The organism is Nocardioides ferulae (assembly GCF_003660455.1).
Classification (GTDB): domain Bacteria; phylum Actinomycetota; class Actinomycetes; order Propionibacteriales; family Nocardioidaceae; genus Nocardioides; species Nocardioides ferulae.
Genome location: NZ_QZVR01000004.1, coordinates 322,968 through 341,275 on the forward strand (window position 1 = coordinate 322,968; position 18,308 = coordinate 341,275).

Below are 18,308 nucleotides of genomic sequence, written 5' to 3' on the forward strand. Positions count from 1 at the left end.
GGTGCCCAAGAAACACGAAACCCCGGCCTTGCCGGGCCGGGCCTTCGTGGCGAGACTCTGTCTCGCCGCCGCCGCCGCCGCCGCCGCCGGTGTGAGAGGTGAGGCGTGTCAGCTCAGTCGGCTGGCCGCGCCCTCAACCAGCGCACCGGCGTCCCGCAGGGCGGTGGTTTGGTCCTTGGCGCTCAGCAGCCTGTCGCCGTAGTGGCTGCCGGGCTTGAGTGCGACAAGTCGGCGCAGCCGGCCGCCCATCTCGGAGTCCACCTGCTCGAGCACTGCAGCTGCAGCGGCGTGGTCTTGACCGGAGTACCGCGAGCCGGTGGCAGCGATGCAGATCGCGTCTCCGGCGGCGATGCCGGACAGCACGGCGATGCCGACGCACACGTTGGCTGCGTACGGGTCGGAGTCCAGCGCGATGAGCTCGGCTGCTTCTAGGTACTTGCGCGCCACGCGGAGGCGGGCCTTTCCCGCGCTGCGGTCAGCAGTCCGGGTCGGATGCTTCCTCGGGCTCACCGCTCGTCACCGGCGCCAGCTCGCAGCGCGTGGATGAGCGTCGGCAGCGACACGCCGGCGAGCGTCACTGCGTCCTCCTGCCAGGACTTCACGATCGGCTCGCCGGAGCGGACCGCCTCCCGCAGATGTTCCCGGTCCAAGGTCAGGCATTCGAGACGGTTGCCGGTCCAGGCGAGCACTTGGTCCTCGAGGTGGCGCACCTGCCCCTCCCAGGCGTCGCTGCGAATGCTGTCGTCGTCGATGACGATGAGCACGTCGATGTCACTCTCGACACCGGACTCTCGTCTGGCTGTCGACCCGAACAGCGCTGCGGTGGTGACGCTCGGCGACAGGGCCTCGCACGCCCGCGTGAGCCGCTTGTAGAACTCGGCTCGAGCGCTCACAGCGGACAGCACCGCCGGGGCAAGCACGTGGTCACGATTGAGTCGGTACACGAAGCCGAGATTGGTGCCCTCCGCGGCCACCAGGCCGTGCTCGGTGAGGCGGTCTAGGACGCGGTGGACGCCGGAGCGAGCGCCGCGGCGGGCGAGGCGGTGGATCTGGCTGACCCCGAGCGCGGACTCGGTTCCGGCCAGCACCTCCAAGACTGCGGCGTCCAGTGTCGGGATGAGGCTGCTGATCGGTGAGCTGAGGTCCACGCTCCCTACTGTCCCACAAAGACTACAACCTGCCACTTTTTAGGACATGTTGCCAGTGTGTAGGACGCCCTCTGCCCGCATGTAGCGCGGCGGCCCCCGTCAAGAAGTCGTGGGGCTCCCTGTGCGGGGGCCGCGACGCAACCACCTCGAACTGGGGCGCTTGGCGGGCGATGCCACTGCCCGACATCTCGACGCAACTCCACAGGCACCCAACCCGTGGACGCGGCGGGTAGCGTCATGACGTGGTGGAGACAGGACCGGTGCTGGTCGACCATCGCGAACGCGGCAGCGGCATCCCTGACGCCCTGGCCGCGGCGGGTCTCGATGTGCAGATGGCGGACCTCCCGGTCGGTGACTACGTGCTCGGGGCGCAGCTGGCTGTCGAACGCAAAGGGCCCGGGGACCTGGGTGCGTCTATCCGTGATGGCCGCCTCTTCGACCAGGCGACCCGGCTGCAGTCCGCGTTTCCGCAGGCGGTGCTGCTCGTCGAGGGTGAGCCCCGATTCATCGCCGAGGACGCTTGGCGTGGCGCAGTGTGCCGCCTCGTCGAGGACGGGTTCACGGCACCCGAGGAGCTTCGGCGCCACCCCGGCATCGGCCCGGTGCTCGCCGCCCGCCTCACGGACGCACTCCGCAGCCCCTACGCCGCACACACCGACCGCGACCCAGAACCCCCACGCCAGGCCCGCGGGACACGGCCGTCGCGGCGTTGGGTCCTCACCGCCGCAGCCGGCACCGTCGACCTGGAGTCCTACGAGCGGCGGGCTATCGCCCTGCGCGCCCTCCGCGGAGCCCCCGCAGGCACCCAGCTCATCGACGGACTCACCGGGGAGGTGCCAGGTTTGGCATCCGTCAGGTGCGGACGCCTTTTCGTCGCGGGTGGTGCCTGGCTGATGGGTGTCGGACGCGCAGGTGTTTGCCGGCGCTGCTCGTGTTCCACCCTGGCGGGGTCGGCTGGCAGCGTCGATGCGGTGAGCCAATGCGGCGGGTCGTCGGTCGACATCGAGTACCAGCCATGTTCACGGCCCCAGGCCCAGAGGCGGGCTTCGTCGCGTTCCCGTCGTGTCTGGGCGAGGTCTCTCGACAGCTGTTCGAGGTCTTTGTCGACCTCGCGAGGCGGGCCTTCGGGTGAGTCGGTGGCCGGAGGTGGGACTGGGTCGTCGTACGGGTCGCGGTCTACGGCGACGGGCTGGTGAACGAACGCGGCCTCCGACCGTGGCTGCCTCACTGCCCCGTCGGGGTCCTCACCACCCGAGCGCCGGCGACGGCGCTCACTGCGGCGGCGGGTCGACGGCGGCCACGGCGGCTGCTCCGCGAGCTCGGACCACAGCAGCCACGGCCACTCCCAGGCCCCGTCCTCGACGATCTGCCGCTGCGCCTCTTCCGGCAGGAGCGTGAGAGGAAGCGGGCGCAGTCTCGAGCGTCCCGGGTCAGCCACTGCTGGGCCGCGAGCTCCTCATCTGGGGTGGGCACGCCACCCATCGTCGCGACGACCACCGAGATCGGCCGGCCGACCCCTGTCGTGGACCATGGGCCCTTGTATCCCGTGCGAGACAAGTCCGGCCGTCGCGCGGCAGCCGTGTGCCCGCAGTCGTTGATCCGACCACACGTGGCCTCAGCTCTGGCTACCGTCGCAGCATGGGCTGGCTGGTCTTGTTGCTGATCGTCGCGACGGCCGCCATCCTGTACGCCCGCGTCTCACCAACCACTACGGATAGTTCGGGGATCTCATGCGTGCGGGCCGCCATCTCACCGCTACAGCCGTGGCTTCGTCTCTCCTCGTTCTCGCCGTCACCGGATGTGGTGAGCAGGACCGCAGCGACCCGGCGGACCGCCAGGCCCGTGCCCAGGAGGCAGTCGACCACTCCGAGCGTCCCGACCCCGCCTTGCCGGCCTCGGTGAGCGCCGACGCCGGCGCACGGGTCTGGTCCCAGATCGCCTTCGGGCAGGGCGCCCTGTGGAACGAGACGTTCAATGCGCTCACGCCGATGGTCAGGTCCGCCGACGTCACCGTGCTCGGCACGGTCACCGAGGCCGGGCCGGGTCGCGAGCTCGTCTCCGAAGAGGACGGGGAGAAGCTGGTCGATGTTGAGGTCTTCATGCAGGTGAAGGCAGACGAAGTCTTGGCGGGCAACATCGCCGACGGGACAGGCCATGTGACGGTGGTCTTCGGCCCCTACGACGAGGCGACCATGGCCGCCACCCCCTGGGCGGACTACGTCGGCGAGCAGGCGGTCTTCGTGCTGCGTCGATCTGGGACGGCGGTCCGTGGCCCTGGAGGGGTGCAGCCGGCCAACCCCGACCTGCTGGCCTTGAACGTCTACACGGTGGTGTACGCGCCCGGCATCCTCGACGCCGACAGCCGGGGCCACACACGGGCGCCCTGGTGGGCAGAGGACGGCGGCTGGCCCCAGGCGCTGGAAGGGCGCCCGTTCGGTGACCTCATCGCGGACATCCGGTCGGCCGGGAAGCGTGCCTGAAAGGGGCCTCTCGCGTCTCTTGCGCAGACGGTGCTCCGCGCCGCACGCCCATCGCGGTGAGGCTCGCGAGCCTGACGACGATGGCGGACACGAGCAGCAACACGACGATGCCAGCTCCTGTCACGCCACAGATCAGATGTCACCTTTCCGTGCAGCAGTCCTCTTCGCCTACCTTGGGGACTGACCCACCGGCCCCTCAGCCGGGGGCCGTCGTCCGTGAGGACACTCACCATCTCGTGAGATTCGGAGTGACATTCGGATGAGATTCGACAGCTGACGAGGTGACGCACCCAGAAGACGTGCGTTGATCGACGAGTGGACGCCACCGGCCCGGTTCCCCTCGGGGAGCCGGGCCGATGGCATCATGCGCGGACGAGGGAGGGGCTGACCGGATGGGGATCGCTGGGTGGGTTCTGCAGCGGCTACGTCGGCTCCTCGGACGCGAGCTGCTCTGGGGTCTGGCCGCGGGGTGGCTGGTGACGGGCATGCTGGTGGGGTTCCTGCCCGAGATCAGGCACCACATGTTCGGCGGCACCGACCTTCGCACGACGACGGTCGTGAGCGCCGAGGAAGGCACGCGGTCCGACAGCGACGATCGTCCTGTCGCCTACTACCGCGTCTCGTGGCGCGATGACGCGGGCAGGCAACACTTCTCGACCTTCAAGCGTTCCGGTCCCGTGCGCCACCACCCCGGTGACTCATGGCCGTTGTGGGTCAGCGCGGAGCGAGCCGGCGCGACGAACGACGAGAGTCCGCTCGTGGTGTGGTTCTGGCTGGCCGGAGTGCTGCCGCTGGCCTCGGCAGGGTTGGGACTGTTGTGGCAGTGGCGGCAGCGGGTGTTCGCGCGAGGTTTGCTGCGCGGGGTTGAGCGTCGGGAGCGGCGACGCGCTCGCGGATAGCAGCTCAGCTCTGGCGGCGGTGCTACCACGGACGTTCCCGGCACGTGGTCTGCCCGTTGGCGGTGTGCCCTAACCGGCCGCTACCGACGCCGCGTGGAAGAAGTCGATCGGCATCGGGTGTGCCAGCCGCCAGGTGATCGCGATCGGCCGCTCACCGCGGTGCGAGACGTGGGACGCCGGTCCCAGCAGGGTGTAGGGCGCGGTGTCGAACTCGCCCTTCTGCTCCAAGCGGCAGAACAGCAGCACGGTGCTGCTCCCGTCGAGGTAGCGCCGGCCGGTGGGTGAGGCCACGCTGGTCGTGCTCTGCGACTCCCAATGGAAGAGCGTCGGGCTGAGCGGATAGTCCCGATACATGGTGGTGGGGGAGAAGTCGGTCTCCGACTTCTTCAGGGTGACGAAGAGGACGTCGACGTTGAGTGCCTCCGAGAACACGACGCCCTGCATCACGCTCGTGGGCCGCCGAGCGAGTGACGCGTAGTCGATCGCGGCCAGGATCTCCTCGCGTTGATATTCGGAGTACACCCGCAGGGGAGTCTCGGCGAGCTCCCCGTCCAACTCGATGGCGCCGCGACGTGACTCCTCGAACGCGAAGTCGACGACGTTGCGCAACTCGTCGCTGACGGCGCCCTCGGCGCGCAGGGCGTCGAGCCCCTCGTCGTACGAGGCGAAGCCGCCGCCGTTCGGCCAAGCGGAGAAGAAGAGCATCCGGGCCAGGCGTCGGTCGTTGGGTGACAGGGTGTCGTACCTCTGAGCGGAGTCCAGCAGCGCCCGGTAGCCGGTTGCGCGCACCTGGTCGGCAACGTGGGCGAACGCCCTCATCCGGCGTAGCAGCGTCGCCTCGTGTGCCGACCCGCTACGCGTCGGCAGGCCGGCATCGCGACGAAGCTGCGTCCAGGATCTCGTGCCGCGACGCAAGACGTCGGAGAGCTCGATCCCGGACTCCTGCACGAAGGTGCCGAGATCGACGTCCCCGCAGGACCTCAACTCGGCAACGAGATCCCGCCAGCGATTGGCAACCTGACTGCGAAGGTTCTCCAGCACCAACTCCTGGGCCTGGCGATCCATCACGATCTGGCAGCCGGGAGGCAGGAACGGGAATCCACGCTCGATATCGCGCTCCAGCCCGCGACGGGTCGTGCCCGTGATCGCTCTCAACAGCTTGTCGAAGCGGAACTCGCGCCGGTGGTGTCCCACGAAGTCGAGCACCGTGAGAACTGCTTTGTCGCGGGTACGCCGCAGACCCCTGCCGAGCTGCTGAAGAAAGAGGGTGGCGCTCTCCGTTGGCCTGAGGAAGAGCACGGTGTCGACCTCGGGCAGGTCCAGGCCCTCGTTGAACAGGTCGGCGGCGAACAGGATGTTCACACGGTGATCGCGCAGATCCGCCAGCGCACGCTCACGGTCGATCGACGACGTCGTGCCACTGACGGCCCGGGCGGGAATGCCGGCGTCGTTGAAGACCGTGGCCATGAACTCCGCGTGCGCGACGCTCACGCAGAAGCCGAGCGCGCGCATGCTCAGCGGGTCCAGCACCTTGTCGCGGAGCTGCCGCAGCACGATCGCCGCGCGTGCCCTGTTCCCCGTGTAGACGTTCGCCAGCTCGTTCTCGTCGTAGCGGCCCGCTCTCCAGCCGATTCGGCGAAGGTCGGTGCCGTCCGCGACAGCGAAGTAGTGGAACGGGCACAGCAGGTCCTCCCCGAGCGCATCCCACAGCCGCAACTCGGCCGCAGTGCGGTTGGCGAAGAAGCTGCGCACGTCGACGCCGTCGGCGCGCTCAGGTGTCGCGGTGAGCCCGAGCAGTTCCGTCGGAACGAGGTGGTCGAGCAGGGCGCGATAGGTGCGTGCCTGAGCGTGGTGGAACTCGTCGATGACGACGACGTCGTAGGCATCGGCGGGGATGTTCCCCACGCCGTACGACGTCAGCGACTGCACGCTCGCGAACACGTGGTCCCACCGCTCAGGGCGGGCGCCCGCCACGTAGAGCTCACCGAAGGTGGCGTCGGACAGCACCTCGCGATAGGTGCGCAGGGACTGCTCGAGGATCTCTTTGCGGTGGGCGACGAACAGCAGTCTCGGTCGACCGGCGCTTCCCGGGCCGCACAGCCGGCGATAGTCCAGGGCCGCGACGACGGTCTTGCCGGTCCCGGTCGCGGACACGACGAGGTTCCGGTGACGACCGTGCACGTCGCGCTCCACCTCCAGCGCATCGAGCATTCGCTGTTGGTAGGGGAAGGGCCGAACCTCCAGGCCCGCGAGGCTGATCGTGACGCGGTCGTGTTGTCGCCGTCCGGAGGCCTCGGCGAGCGCGTCGTCGAGGCGGTCCCGGTCGGCTTGCGGGTCGTAGCTCTCGAAGCTGGGATCGTTCCAGTAGGTCTCGAACGTCGCGGTGAACTTCTCCAGGAGCGATGGTGTGGCGATGCGCGACAACCGCACGTTCCACTCGACCCCGTCCAGCAGCGCGGCGCGGGAGAGGTTCGACGACCCGACGTAGGCGGTGTCGAAGCGGGTCTCGCGTCGGAACATCCATGCTTTCGCGTGCAGGCGCGTCCTCGCCGCGTCGTACTGAATCCGCACCTCGGCGTCGAACTCGCGGACCAGCCGGTCGAGAGCGGCGCGCTCGGTCGCCCCCAGGTAGGTCGTGGTGATGACTCGCAGTGGTGCGCCGCGCCGCCGCAGCCGTTGCAGCTCGGTCTCGAGGAGGCGGAGCCCGTGCCACTTCACGAACGCGCACAACAGGTCCACCTCGTCGGCGGTGTCGATCTCGGCGCGCAGTTCGGTGCCCAGCGCCGGCTCACCTGTCGCATTGGTCAGCAACGCGGCCTCAGCGAGGGGTGTGCTCGGCCGCGCATTCTCCTTTGCCGGTGCTCCGGGCGCGGCCGGGTTGGCAATGCGCAGCAGCTGGAGCGTGGGTGTGCTCACGTCCTCGCGATCGGTGCGCGCCACCTCCAACATCGCGTTGGCCAGCTGGACGCGCTGTTCCGCAGTCGTTGCCTGTGACAGAGCACGCTGGGTGACCTCGTAGACGTGCCGAGCCAGCACGTGCGGAAGCTCCGCGTCGTCGACCGCCGCCGTGTCGACCAGCCGGTCTGCCTCCGCGTCCAGGCGCAACCGCAGCCCCTCGGTGACGAGGGCCTCGTAGAGCCCGTCGGGGAGCGGCCGGTCAGACACGGGCCCAGCTTCCGGCACCGGGTGGGGTCGGCGCAGCGGTTTCGGCGGGATCTCTTTACCTTTCCCGTTCGTCGGCTGCGCTCAGACGCCGGGCGCCCCCAGCCGAGCCTCCGGCCGCAGCGCGTCCGGCAACGGCTCGCCGCAGGCCGCGGCGGCCAGCTTGCGGCCGAGGCCAGGGGCCTGCTTGAACAGGTTGTGGCCGACGGGGAAGAGCAACCCGTCTCGCTCCCAGACGGCCAGTCCGTCCTCGCTCCACGGCAGCCGGGTCACCCAGCAGTGCCGGACGTCGATCGGGTCGGGGTCGAGCCCGGGCAGCGCGCGGCGCACGTAGTCCGCCACCCGCGCCACGTGGTCGGCCAGGTCGCCCGCGGCGAGCAGGCTGCCGTCCGCGCGGCCGCCGGTCGCGTCGCTCAGCCCGACGGCGTACGCGGTGTTGCCCGGTGTCGCGGCGGCGTAGATGCCAACCTCGCCGAACTCGCCGGAGGAGTCCTGCAACGTGGCGAGCGAAGCGGGGGCCTCTCCGCGCAGGGCGAAGGTCAGTCGCACGTGGGCCCCGTGGTCGACCGGCAGCGACAGACCGACGGAGCGGGCGAATCGGTCGGTGTCGCGGCCCGCACACACCACGACGCTGCGATAGCGGTGCGCGCTCCCTCCGCTGCGCACCTCCACCTCCCCGCCGACCGGACGCACGGAGATCACCTCGTCGGTCACCAGCCGCGGGCCCAGGGCCGCGGTCAGTGCCGCGACCATCGCGGTGGTCCGGATCGAGCCGCCGCGCTCGTCGAGCATCGCCGGGCCTTCGTACGCCGCGAGCAGCGGCAGCCGCTCGGCGAGCTCGCGCCCGTCGATCCTGCGAGCCTTCACCCCGGCCTCCGCGAGAAGCGGCAGCTTGGCGTCGACGGCCGACCCGATCGCCACGGCGCCGTCGTCCGAGATCAGCTGCACGCCCAGCTGCTCGCTCCACGCGTCGTACACCGCTCGGCTGTCGACGGTGTCCCGGACCAGCCGCGGGTCGTCGTGGGCGTGCCGGAAGATCCGTGACGCGCCGCCGGACTGCGCGTGGCCCGGGGCACCCTGCTCGTAGACGCGCACCGGGACGCCGCGCTCGAGCAGGGCGTACGCCGTGCTGAGACCGACGATCCCGGCGCCGACGACGGCCACCTCTGCGTCCTGGTGCTGATCCATGCGGCACCCGTACCCACGCGGTCGGTGGGGAACCCCCGGCCCCCGTGGGCAGTCCGGACTCCCGGCCCGCCAGACTGGGCCGGTGGCCGTCGTCCTCGCTTCCGACCTCGCGGCAGCGCTCACCCGCGCGTCGCTGCGCGCCTGGTTCGACGGAGCGACGCTCGGTCGCGCCGCGCCCTACGCCGACGGGGCGGTCAGTCTGCTCGAGATCGACGTGGAGCAGGACGAGGACGAGGCGGGCGGGCCCATCGCCCCCGGCTCCGGTGTCGCCCTCCAGGTCACCGCCGACGTGGCGGGCACGGCTCCGCTGCCCTATGAGGTCGATCTGGGCCTCGAGCTCGTGCCCGGCCCGCGCGGCTACGAGCTCGTGGCCCTCGACACCACGTGCACCTGCCCGGTCGGCTGGCAGTGCAAGCATGCGGCCGCCGTCCTGATCCGGCTGAGCCGCTCCTCCCACCTGCCACCCCGCCCGCTCGGTCCGGGTCGGCAGCAGTCACCGACCCCGGTGGCCGTCCTGGAGGAGGCCCTCCACGCCCTCGAGGGCTCCCGCTCCCACGACCCCGGCGAGGCGGCGCTCGGCCTGCTCTTCGGCCTGCACGACCCGCCGTACTCCCCGCCCGGCCACGCCGCCCAGCCGGTCGTCCGGCTGCGCCCGGTGCGACGCGGCAAGCGCGGCCAGTGGGTGCGCTCGGGCGTCGGTTGGCGGGACATCACCCCCTACGCGGTTCACCACGGCCACGACCGGCACCACATCTCCTGCCTGGTGAAGCTGCGCGCAGCGCTGTCGTCCGGCACCACCTCCTCCTACTACTGGCAGCCACCGGACCTGCCCACGCTCGACGACTTCGGCTCCGAGCTGTGGCCGCTGCTTCGGCGGGCGGACGGGCTGGGCATGCCCTTCGTGGCGGGCGACAACCTCGACGCCGTGGTGTTGGCCGACGACGGTGTCCAGCCAGCCGTCGACGTGGTCCGCGACGACAGCGGCTGCCAGCTGCGCATCGGGGTCCGGTACGCCGAGCGCTGGTGGCAGAGCGGAGACCTGCTGCTCGCCGGCGACGAACCGAGCGGCGTCGGTCTGTGGGACCAAGGCGCCGGTCGCCTCGTGCTCGCGCCGCTGCGCCAACCCCTGGACCCGCCGCTGGTTCGCCTGCTGCAGCACGGGGAACTCCACGTGTCCGAGGCGGAGACGGCCGGGTTCGTCGGCAACCAACTGGTTCGCCTCTCCCGCCACGTGACGGTCGGTTCGAGCGACGGCTCGGTCGTCGTCCCGGAGCCGGTCGCCCCGCGACTCGCGCTGGTCGTGGCCTGGGACCGGACGCCGTCGGCGGAGCTCACCTGGGAGTGGCGCTACCAGCTCGGCGAGACCACCTTCGCCTGCCGAGTCGGATCGGGCGACAGCGCCGGCGGCCTTCGCGATCGGGCGGCCGAGCGCGCCGAGCTCGACCGGATCATCGTCGCGGGCGTGCTCGACGCCTCGCCCGCGTCGCGGACGGTCCCGGCCGGTGAGCTGCTGGACCTCACCATCGAGCTCGCGCGGCTCGAGGAGGCCGGCATCGAGGTCGAGCAGACCGACCGCCCCGACTTCCGGCCCGCGGTCGGCCGGCCGCAGGTGTCGTTCTCCGCCGACGACACCGCCGACACCGACGGCAGCGACCGTGGGCGGGACTGGCTGGACCTGGCAATCTCGGTCTCCGTCGACGGCGAGCAGGTGCCGCTGGCCACGGTGCTCTCAGCGCTCACGCGCGGACACGAACGGATCCTGCTGCCCAGCGGACTGCACGTCTCCACCGATGCCCCGGAGCTGCACGAGCTGCGCGACCTCGTCTCCGCCGCGTCCCAGTTGCGGGAGGACGACGACGGCGAGCGGATCAGGCTCGGTCGGCACGACCTCGGCCTCTGGGCGTCGGTCGGTGACCTTGCCGACGTCGACGTCCTCCCCGAGCACGCCCGCGACTGGGTACGCCGCGCCCGGGCGCTGCGCGACCTCACCGACCTGCCCGACCCGGAGCCCCATGGTCTGGCCAGCGAGCTGCGCCACTACCAGCGCGACGGGTTCCGGTGGCTGGCGTTCCTGCGCGAGCACGGGCTGGGCGGCGTGCTCGCCGACGACATGGGGCTCGGCAAGACCCTGCAGGCGCTGGCGCTGATCGCCCGGGCCCGCGCCGACGGGGCGGGCCCCTTCCTTGTCGTCGCCCCCACCAGCGTGGTCGCGAACTGGGCGGCCGAGGCGGCCCAGCACACCCCGGGGCTGACGGTGCGGACGGTCGGCGCCTCCGCCGCGCGGCGGACGGAGACCCTCGAGGCGCTGCACGGCGAGGCGGACGTCGTCGTCACGACGTACACGCTGGTGCGGCTCGAGGCGGACGACTACGCCGCGCTCGCCTGGGGCGGCCTGGTGCTCGACGAGGCCCAGCACGTGAAGAACCACCTGGCGAAGACCCACCAGGCCGTGCGGCGCATCGAGGCGCCGTTCCGGCTGGCCGTCACCGGCACCCCGTTCGAGAACCGGCTGCTGGAGCTGTGGGCGCTGCTCGCGGTCGTCGCTCCCGGGCTGTACCCATCGGTCCAGGACTTCCAGCGCAACGTCGTCCGCCCGGTCGAGCGGGAGGGCGATTCGGCCGCGCTCCAACGGTTCCGTCAGCGGGTGCGGCCGTTCGTGCTGCGCCGCACCAAGGAGCTGGTGGCCGCCGACCTGCCTCCGAAGCAGGAGCAGCTCCTCGAGGTGGAGCTGGGGGCGAGGCACCGCAAGATCTACGACACCCACCTGGCGCGGGAGCGGCAGAAGATCCTCGGTCTCATCGACGACTTCGACCGCAACCGGGTGGCGATCTTCAGCGCGCTCACCCGGCTTCGGCAGCTGAGCCTCGACCCGGCGCTGGTGGACCCCGCCCACGACCGGGTCGGGTCGGCGAAGGCCGACGTGCTGGTGGAGCACCTGGTGGAGCTGGTCTCCGAGGGCCACCGAGCGCTGGTGTTCAGCCAGTTCACCGGCTTCCTGCGGCGGGTGCGCGACCGGCTCGACGAGGAGGGCGTGGGCTACAGCTATCTCGACGGACGCACCCGCAAACGCGTCGAGGCGATCGACGCGTTCCGCTCCGGCGGGGTTCCGGTATTCCTGATCAGCCTCAAGGCGGGCGGGGTCGGCCTCACCCTGACCGAGGCCGACTACGTCTTCGTCCTCGACCCGTGGTGGAACCCGGCCGTCGAAGCACAGGCCGTCGACCGGGCCCACCGGATCGGGCAGACCAAGCCGGTGCTGGTCTATCGGCTGGTCTCGCGCGGCACGATCGAGGAGAAGGTCGTCGCGCTGAAGGAGCGAAAGGCGGAGCTGTTCGCGAAGGTCCTCGACGGCGATGGAGAGCTCGGCTCGGTGGTCGGCGCCGACGATGTGCGGGCGCTGTTCGCGTAGCCGACCACCCGCTCGCCGCCCCGCCTGCACGGGTGGTTGGGTCCGGCCGGACCACGCACCCTGCCAGACTGCGCATCATGGCGGATGAGGACGCGACCCCGGGGCTCGACGAGCCCCGCAGGCAGGTCCAGGCACTGGCCGCGCAGGCACTCGCCTCCCTCGAAGCCCGTGGCTGGCCGGGAGCGACACTGATCCGCACCCAGGGCGGGTTCTTCCGCAAGAGCCGCGGGGGCTGGCTGTTGGCCCGGTGGAGCGTGGTCGAGGACGGGCGCCCGCGCACCATTGAGTGCTACCTGCTCCAGAACGGCAAGCTCTCGGTGGGCGTCGCGCCCGACGGTGGGCCCGTGAGGACCGAACGTCCCCACGATGCGGGCGAGATCTCGATCGACAGCAGCCGGGCCGATGCCGTGCTCACCCGGGCGGGCGATCTGATGGCCGGCCTGCGAGGGCTCATCGACTGACCGGCGCGCGCACCGGCCCCTCCGCCCGCGGTGCCCGCCCGCTCTCGCGGCGGGCCACACGATGAACCGTCGGCGAGAGCCTGCCGTCACGCCTGGCCGGGCCCAACGTCCCGCCGCCTTGGCAGACCTTGGCCGAGGGCACGACGATGACGCGGTGCGGCTCGGCGCCGCGACCACAGTCGACCGGCCGGACCGCACACGTCCACGGTCGGCTCGCCGGGAGCTGCTCCACCCACTCGCAGAACGAGGTACCACATGGACACGATGGTCCACCGCCGCGGACGAGGACGACGCCTGAGCGCGCACATGCTCACGCTCGCCCTCGCCTCGGGCGCCATCACCGCTCTCGCCGTCCCCGCCGACGCGGATGCCCTCACCCCCCTGGTGGTCGGCCCGCAGACGACCGGGGACGCGATGTTCCCGAACGTCGGCAACGGCGGCTACGACGCTCGGCACTACGACGTCGCGATCAGCTGGGACGCCGACGGTGTCGTCGACGGGGTCATGGCCGGCAGCTTCGCCTCGGCCACCACCCGGATGAAGGCGGTCGCCACCAAGCGGACCGCGCTGAAGCGGTTCTCGCTCGACTTCGAGGGCCTCGAGGTCGACTCCGTGCGGGTCAACGGCAAGCCGGCGGACTATCGCCGGGTGCAGTCGCCCGAGGAGATCAAGTACAAGCTGATCGTCACCCCCCGCAAGCCGGTCAAGGGCGCGTTCACCACCGTCGTGAAGTACCACGGCGTGCCCACCGCCCACGTCGACGCCGACGGCTCGCTGGAGGGCTGGAACGCGACCGCCGACGGCGCCACGTTCCTCGGGCAGCCGATCGGTGCGATGACGGCCTACCCGCACAACAACACCCCGCGCGACAAGGCCACCTACACCTTCCGTGTCGACGTGCCGTCGGAGCTGACCACCGCCGACGGCACCGGCCCCAGCGCCGTGGCCGGCAACGGCGAGCTGATCGCGCAGCGGAACCGTGGCGACCGCACCACCTGGGTGTGGAAGCAGCGCGAGCAGATGGCCAGCGAGCTGGCGATCATCTCCATCGGCCGCTACGACGTGCTCGAGTCCGACGTCGTCCTGGCCGACGGGCGGGTGCTGCCGGAGTGGTCGTTCGTCGACGTGGCCTACTCCGAGGAGGACAAGGCCGCCATCGACGCCCGCCGGGCCGAGCTCGGGGCGATCATCGACCGGTTCGAGACGATCTACGGCCGCTACCCGGGCAACAGCGTCGGCGTCGTCGTCGACATCGTGCCCGACGGCATCAGCTATGCGCTCGAGACCCAGGACCGCTCGTTCTTCCCGCGGGTCCGCTCGGTCACCGGCAACACGCTGCTCCACGAGATCGTGCACCAGTGGTACGGCGACGCGGTCTCCCCGAAGGTGTGGACCGACATCTTCATCAACGAGGGCATGGCGAGCTGGGGTCCGATCTGGCACAACCTCGTGCTGGCGGCGGAGACCCCTGACGCGGACGCGGTGACGGAGTACTTCCGGGCCGCCTACGACGAGGTCCCCGCCGAAGACCCGGCCTGGTCGATCGCTCCCGGCGCGCAGACCGACCCGGCGATGATCTACGACTTCCAGACCTACGACCGGGGCGCGATGTTCTACGAGGCGCTGCGCCTGACCGTCGGGGACGAGGCGTTCTTCGGCATCGTGAAGCGGTGGCAGCGGCTCTACAGCGGTGAGAGCCAGGGTCGGGCCGCGTTCAAGCGCCTCGCCGAGAAGGTCTCCGGGCAGGACCTGGACGTCTTCTGGCAGGACTGGATCCTCGACACCGACAAGCCGGAGTGGCCGACTCCGTAGTCGGGCACCCAGCTGGAGCGAGCCTCGGCCCGTCACCTCGTCCACAGACGGGGTGACGGGCCGAGTTGTCCACAGGTGGTGTCGGAGCCGTTGTGGCGGACCGTCCGGATGTCGTTGCCTGGAGGGCATGACAGCGCAGACGCCACCCCCCTCCGAGAGCCCGGCCCCCGGCTTCCGGCGCGGCCGGCGCGTCGCCGACGAGATGACGCCCGACTACCTGGCGTTCGTCGAGAGCGCCAACGCCGCCGAGCGCGCCGGCGACGCGGAGACCGCGCTGGCCTACCACCGCGGTGTCCCGATGTTCCACCGCAGTGCCCATTCGGTGGTGCTGCGCCAGCTGGCCGGCCTTGCCGACGAGATGACGCCGTGGGTGTGGGCGCGCTGGGCCGCCTACCAGTGCACCCGGACGGAGGACCCCGGCACCGAGGCCGCCGAGATCGTCCGCGCAGCGCTGGGCTGCGCGGTCGAGTTGTTCCACCAGGACGACCTCACCGCCGCCTACGACGCCGGTGGCGACCCGGTGCGCGTGATCGCGCGGGCCGCCGGCGAGGACTGGGCGTTCCACCAGCTGTGCACCTACGAGTTCGGCGGCCTCGCCGAGTTCCTCGACTCGTTCGCGACCGCGCGCCTCGAGCACGAGTGCGGCCTCGCGCAGGAGTGGGTCGGCGCGCGGATGGGCGGCTACCGGCTCGAGTCGTCGGGACCGGCGGGGCTGGTGGTGCGCGACCTCGCCGACGACCGGATGGTGTCGTTGCTCGACCTGGGTGCGCACGTGCATGCCGGTCTCGACGGCTGGCTGATCGGGCGGTTGGTGCCCAGTGGCACGGAGCCGACCCTGATGTTCGACACCCGCCCGTTGCCGGTCAACGAGCAGACCGCGAGACGGTGCGCGGACGACGGCGCGCCCGCTGCCTGGGTCGCCGCGCTCGACGACGCGTTCAACGAGGGGCGGCTGGACCGGTCCATCCTCTTCTCGGAGGACCGTGAGCTGGTCACCGACGTGCCCTGCCTGGGGCTGGTCGAGCGAGGCACTCCACGACCGGCGCTGGCTCAGACGATGCACCAGCTCGCCCAGGGTCGCGACGAGGTCGGCCGGGCGTCTCTGCGCATCCTGCGGGCGGCCGGCGAGGGCAGCCTGGGTGAGCTCGACGCGGCGTACGTCGCGGCCGCGGTCGTCAACCCGCACGCCTGGGGCGAGGCGGAGCGCCTGGCCATGCCCGGCCGCGCGGTCACGTGGCGGCGATGGGCCGAGCTGGTGCCCGACCCCGCGCGCGGGCGGCTCCTCCGGCTCGCCCGGCGCGCGGAGCGTGAGGGCGAGGCCGCGTGACGGAGGCGTGGTGCGCAGCCCTCCCCAGGGAGTGTGTGTACCTTTGTGTGTATGGCCCGCCTCAACGTCTACGTCCCCGACGAATTGGCCGACGCGGCGCGGGCTGCGGGGCTCAACGTGTCGGCGCTGACGCAGCGGGCGCTGGCCGGTGCCCTGGCGTTGGCCGCGACCGAGTCGTGGCTGGCCCGATTCGACGGGCAGGCGCCCCGTGTTCGCCACGACCAGGTGACCGCAGCCCTCGACGAGGCGCGAGACGAGCTCGGTGGCTGAGGGCGACCCCAGGGGAGTGGTCGTCGACGCCGCGGCGCTGGTCGACCTACTCGCCGGCACCGAGCTCTCTTCCGCGGTCCGGCAACGCCTCACCGGCGAGGCGCTGCATGCGCCGGCGATCATCGACGCGGAGTGCCTCTCGGCGCTGGGGCGTCTGCACCGCGCCGGCTCGTTGGACGCGGCTGCGGTGGAGACGACGCTCGCCGACCTCACCGCGGCCCCGATCACCCGCCACCCGCTACCGGACCTCCTGGCGGGAGCCTGGTCCTGCCGCGGCCAGCTCCGGCTGACCGATGCGCTCTACGTCGAGCTCGCCGCCCGGCTGGGGTCGACGCTGGTCACGCGGCGTTGCGGGCCAGCTCGAGGGCGTACGCCGACCACCAGCTGCCGGCGGACGGCTCACCGGGGCGGCACGAGCCGTCCGACTCGCCCGGGGGCTTGACCCACAGCCACGCGTCGACCAGCGGGCGGCCGGTCTGCGTGGTGGGTGGGTCGCCGAGGGCGCGCCCGGCGGGGTTGCACCACGTGGGCCCGGTCGGGTCGGAGGCGAGCGGCCCGCGGCCGTTGCGTGAGGTGTCGATGACGAAGTGCGTGCCGCCCAGCCGGTAGGAGAGACGCTCCCCGAAGGCCGTGGTCGCGTCGGTGGTGTGGAAGTTCGAGACGTTGAGGCTGAACCCGTCGGCGTCGGCGATGCCGGAGTCCTCCAGCGGTCCGACCAGCCGGCTCGGGTCGTGCCAGGCGGGGTGGCCGGCGTCGAGGTAGACGCGGGTCTGGGGGAGTGTCGCCAGGGTGCGGACCGCCTCGCGCAGCAGCGCATAGCGCGCGCCGGCGTCGGGGAGGCCGGCGCAGCCGCCGACGGCGAGCGCGACGGCGTCCGGCTCGACGACCACGACGGCCTGGCGATCACCGATGGTGCGGGCCAGGTCGTCGACCAGCCGCCGGTAGCCGGCCGCGTCGGCGGCACCGCCCGACGACCATGCACCACAGTCCCGGTGCGGCAGGTAGTAGAGCACCGTGGTGACCGCTTGGCCGCGGGTTGCTGCCGCGTCGAGGGCGCGGTCCAGCGGGCCGAGGCTGGACGGGTCGACCACCCACACCGACCGCGGCTGCCGGGCGATCTTCTCGATCAGGGCCGCGTCGTCGGGCCGGCCGTTCAGTGCCCAGTCGTCCGCCTGACGGGCTGCGGGGGTGTCGGGGTCGACGTAGAACCGCCAGCCCGCGAGCGGTGAGGTCGGGCCGGAGGTCGGGGTGGGGGTCGGGCTGCTGCTCGGCGTCGGGCTCGGAGTGGGAGCGGGGGTCGTGCTGTCGGTGGGCGTGGTCGGCTCCGGTGCGGTGGGCTCGGGATCGGTGGGCTCCAGCGGCGGGTGGAGGTCGGTGCACCGGCCGCGGTCGAAGAGCGGCCCGGGCACGACCGGCAGCCCACGCGGCGGCCGCTTGACGGCGGTGCGCAGAGCCAGGCCGTCGCCGTGGGTGATCGTCGCGGCGCACGCCCGGACGGCGGCAGGCCGGGCGCGCGGGCCGCTGCCGACCCACAGTCGCAGCCAGGTGGTGGCGCCGTCGGGGGCGGTGGAGAGGTCGTGGCAGGGTCCGCGCTGGGGCCGCAGGCCGTCGCCGCAGGTGTCCTCGACGACGAAGTAGCGCCGCAGCTGCGGAAGGTAGAAGCGGATGCCGCGTCGGTGGTCGAGCACCTGCCGCAGGTCGTCTCCGGAGCCGGTGATGGTGTGGCCCACGGCGAGCGTGATCGGGTCGCGGTAGGTGCCGGTGCCGCCGGCCCGGCGATGTACGGCGGGGTGCGAGATCGCGCGGCTGCCGCGGGGCAGGTTGTCGAAGCGGGTGTAGCCGGTGAGATAGGCGGTGTCGATCTGCACGCTGCCGGACGCGGTCCCGGCGTCCGGGCCGGCGATCGGGCTCGCGACGGCGGCCGGCCGGCTCCCGGTGGGCTCGGGGTCGCCGCCCCAGGCCGGCACCGTGAGCGAGACGGTGGCGACCACGAGCGTCGCCAGCGTGGCGACGAGGGGGTGCAGGGTCACGGCTCTCTCCCGGGGATCGACGCGGTACCCGTCGGCGCCGGCCGGCGGCACCTGAGCGGATCGGAGCCTATCGGCGGGCGGCGCCGTCCGTGACCGACTCCACACGAGGTCGTTGAGGAGGG

The 18,308-nt window shown here is 71.8% G+C and carries 14 protein-coding genes; 9 read left to right on the forward strand and 5 right to left on the reverse strand.

Annotated elements, in window-relative coordinates; translation table 11 throughout:
- Window positions 1-108: 108 nt before the first annotated feature.
- Window positions 109-447, reverse strand: a complete 339-nt coding sequence (locus D6B71_RS07840) for a hypothetical protein (protein WP_121253692.1) — start codon at window positions 445-447, stop codon at window positions 109-111.
- 59 nt (window positions 448-506) lie between these two features.
- Entirely contained in the window at window positions 507-1,088 is a 582-nt protein-coding gene (locus tag D6B71_RS07845) for a nucleotidyltransferase domain-containing protein (RefSeq protein ID WP_240641215.1), read from the reverse strand.
- A 320-nt stretch (window positions 1,089-1,408) separates the two neighbouring features.
- Between D6B71_RS07845 and D6B71_RS23920 the strand changes: the two genes are divergently transcribed.
- The 3 genes from D6B71_RS23920 (at window position 1,409) to D6B71_RS07865 (ending at window position 4,527) form a co-directional block, all read left to right on the forward strand.
- A complete protein-coding gene (locus D6B71_RS23920; RefSeq protein WP_420846316.1) occupies window positions 1,409-2,344 on the forward strand; it encodes an ERCC4 domain-containing protein in 936 nt (311 codons plus the stop codon).
- A gap of 567 nt (window positions 2,345-2,911) precedes the next feature.
- Complete coding sequence (locus D6B71_RS07860) at window positions 2,912-3,628, forward strand: hypothetical protein (RefSeq protein ID WP_126688203.1); 717 nt, start codon at window positions 2,912-2,914, stop codon at window positions 3,626-3,628.
- A gap of 476 nt (window positions 3,629-4,104) precedes the next feature.
- A complete protein-coding gene (locus tag D6B71_RS07865; protein ID WP_126688204.1) occupies window positions 4,105-4,527 on the forward strand; it encodes a hypothetical protein in 423 nt (140 codons plus the stop codon).
- Between the two features lie 69 nt (window positions 4,528-4,596).
- Here the strand turns inward: D6B71_RS07865 and D6B71_RS07870 are convergent, their stop codons facing one another.
- Window positions 4,597-7,692 (reverse strand): DEAD/DEAH box helicase, encoded by a 3,096-nt coding sequence (locus tag D6B71_RS07870; protein WP_121253704.1) that lies wholly within the window; start codon window positions 7,690-7,692, stop codon window positions 4,597-4,599.
- 81 nt (window positions 7,693-7,773) lie between these two features.
- Window positions 7,774-8,877 carry an NAD(P)/FAD-dependent oxidoreductase gene (locus tag D6B71_RS07875; protein ID WP_121253706.1) on the reverse strand — a complete coding sequence of 368 codons (1,104 nt, stop codon included), beginning with the start codon at window positions 8,875-8,877 and terminating at the stop codon, window positions 7,774-7,776.
- Between the two features lie 82 nt (window positions 8,878-8,959).
- Here D6B71_RS07875 and D6B71_RS07880 point away from each other — a divergent pair, with 82 nt between their 5' ends.
- The 6 genes from D6B71_RS07880 to D6B71_RS07905 all read left to right on the forward strand — a co-directional run bounded on the left by D6B71_RS07880 (window position 8,960) and on the right by D6B71_RS07905 (window position 16,598).
- Window positions 8,960-12,286, forward strand: coding sequence for a DEAD/DEAH box helicase (locus tag D6B71_RS07880; protein WP_164519574.1), 3,327 nt, complete (start codon window positions 8,960-8,962; stop codon window positions 12,284-12,286).
- 77 nt (window positions 12,287-12,363) lie between these two features.
- Window positions 12,364-12,747 (forward strand): hypothetical protein, encoded by a 384-nt coding sequence (locus tag D6B71_RS07885; protein ID WP_121253711.1) that lies wholly within the window; start codon window positions 12,364-12,366, stop codon window positions 12,745-12,747.
- A gap of 255 nt (window positions 12,748-13,002) precedes the next feature.
- On the forward strand, window positions 13,003-14,559 hold the full coding sequence (locus tag D6B71_RS07890) for a M1 family metallopeptidase (protein WP_121253713.1): 1,557 nt from the start codon (window positions 13,003-13,005) through the stop codon (window positions 14,557-14,559).
- 127 nt (window positions 14,560-14,686) lie between these two features.
- Window positions 14,687-15,886: a hypothetical protein gene (locus D6B71_RS07895; RefSeq protein ID WP_121253715.1), complete on the forward strand. Its 1,200-nt coding sequence runs from the start codon at window positions 14,687-14,689 to the stop codon at window positions 15,884-15,886.
- A 51-nt stretch (window positions 15,887-15,937) separates the two neighbouring features.
- Window positions 15,938-16,156, forward strand: a complete 219-nt coding sequence (locus tag D6B71_RS07900; RefSeq protein ID WP_121253717.1) for a type II toxin-antitoxin system CcdA family antitoxin — start codon at window positions 15,938-15,940, stop codon at window positions 16,154-16,156.
- Complete coding sequence (locus tag D6B71_RS07905; RefSeq protein ID WP_206051608.1) at window positions 16,149-16,598, forward strand: type II toxin-antitoxin system VapC family toxin; 450 nt, start codon at window positions 16,149-16,151, stop codon at window positions 16,596-16,598. Before D6B71_RS07900 ends, D6B71_RS07905 begins: the two co-directional genes overlap by 8 nt.
- Here the strand turns inward: D6B71_RS07905 and D6B71_RS07910 are convergent.
- Window positions 16,495-18,186, reverse strand: a complete 1,692-nt coding sequence (locus D6B71_RS07910) for a glycoside hydrolase family 6 protein (RefSeq protein WP_121253719.1) — start codon at window positions 18,184-18,186, stop codon at window positions 16,495-16,497. The genes D6B71_RS07905 and D6B71_RS07910 overlap by 104 nt on opposite strands.
- Between the last annotated feature and the right edge of the window lie 122 nt (window positions 18,187-18,308).

Bases quoted from the DNA above. Each gene is read 5' to 3' on its own strand.
- D6B71_RS07875 (WP_121253706.1), bottom strand. From the start codon at position 8,877: ATGGATCAGCACCAGGACGCAGAGGTGGCCGTCGTCGGCGCCGGGATC.
- D6B71_RS07885 (WP_121253711.1), top strand. From the start codon at position 12,364: ATGGCGGATGAGGACGCGACCCCGGGGCTCGACGAGCCCCGCAGGCAG.
- D6B71_RS07890 (WP_121253713.1), top strand. From the start codon at position 13,003: ATGGACACGATGGTCCACCGCCGCGGACGAGGACGACGCCTGAGCGCG.
- D6B71_RS07895 (WP_121253715.1), top strand. From the start codon at position 14,687: ATGACAGCGCAGACGCCACCCCCCTCCGAGAGCCCGGCCCCCGGCTTC.
- D6B71_RS07900 (WP_121253717.1), top strand. From the start codon at position 15,938: ATGGCCCGCCTCAACGTCTACGTCCCCGACGAATTGGCCGACGCGGCG.